General features: G+C 43.7%; 1 protein-coding gene. It reads left to right on the plus strand.

Annotation, left to right across the window (positions count from 1 at the left end; genetic code table 11):
* Positions 1–84 precede the first annotated feature (84 nt).
* Positions 85–1,619 (plus strand): hypothetical protein (locus tag DXA74_RS15880; RefSeq protein WP_199666214.1); only part of this gene is annotated, 1,535 nt, incomplete at its 3' end.

Below are 1,619 nucleotides of genomic sequence, written 5' to 3' on the forward strand. Positions count from 1 at the left end.
AACAAAACTGCGGAAGCAGGAGCCTTCTACTACATAGAGAGCCATGACCGCAAAATACGTTACAAATCAACCCTTAAGACAGGGATGGACAATGGGGATCTGCAACAATTCACATCAGCCACTTCGTTCCTCCCGGAAACAGATGCAGTCCATACTACAGCCTACCGCGAACAACGCAACAAGAATACTTATGCCAATTGGGATAACCTGTGTATTTTCATCTTTCCCAAATTCTATATACGTTATATACCGAAGCTTTCTTATTCCTACGGACGGACAGATGGGAATTACCTTTCTGCCGAAGGAAACAGACTGCTGGGACGTCAAGGACTGGACTCTATCTTCATGACAAACAACTGTGGGAAAGACTTTCTCAACCTGCTTGCCACTCAGGATCGTAACCGTACGCATAAATGGAGTACTAACGGACATATGGATACAGACATAAACCTGAAAGCATGGAATTTGAATTACTTTAATTTATCACTGTTCTATGAATACAACCATGAACGGGGATATGATATGCAACACTACAACCTGCTCACAGCAAACCAGACGGCCGACAAACGCAATCGTTATGACAATCGGCCCAAAAGTAAGTATATTTATCGTATTATGATTGATTGGCCTTTTATATCCAATAAAAAACAGAAACTGTTTTTTACCTATGGTTACACCCAGGAATTCCATTCTTCCGAGCGTATGCTTTACAGACTGGACCGGCTGGGCAATGAATGGATGCCCGATAAGGCTCCTATCGGGCTACTTCCTTCTGCAACTGATTTGTATAGGCATTGTATGGATTCGCTAAACAGCTACCATCGTTCATACTTTTATTGGTTTCATTCACCACGATTGAGATGGTACTATAAAACGGAAGATTTGCAGATAGATGCCGAGCTCCCGCTTAACATCACATACGAACGTCTGAATGAATGGCGGCCGAAGGGAGAACAATCCAATATTCGAAGGGAGGTATTTACGTGGCCGAATATAACTGTCACGTTCAAGGGAGTGGAGTTACACTTTGATATGCAGCACAGATCACCTTCACAGACTTTAATGCTTGACGTATGTGACGACAGCAACCCTCTGGCTGTCTATCTCGGAAATCCTTCTCTAAAATCATCCTATGAATATTATCTGGGTACAAAATGGGCAGGATTCAAGCAGGAAAAAACGCGTCTTTGGAGTCTGGGTCTCTCCTTATATACAATCAATAATGCCATAGGACAGTTACGCCGTTTCAATCCACAGACCGGAGGTTATACCTATACCCCCTGGAATATTGACGGAAACAGAGGATTGTGGTTTGCTGGAAATTTCAGTCAATATATAGATCAATATCGGCATTGGTTCCTCAAGATTGATACCGATATAAGACTGGACCGCAGTGTAGATTTCACCAATACGGGTACGACCGATGATTTCCAGAAGAGCATCGTACAGAATCTGCATGTTTCTCCAAACATAGGCATAGACTACCGCAGTCTCAAATGGCACGCCGGATTCAAGGCCTCCGCAGACTGGGAACGCCTCACATCTGCACAGGAAGGATTCGAAACGCTCAGCCAGGTGGATTTTCTCTACACCCTCAATCTGGATGCACAATTGCCTTT

Origin of the sequence: Bacteroides sp. OF04-15BH (assembly GCF_003477995.1) — a bacterium.
Lineage (GTDB): Bacteria > Bacteroidota > Bacteroidia > Bacteroidales > Bacteroidaceae > Paraprevotella.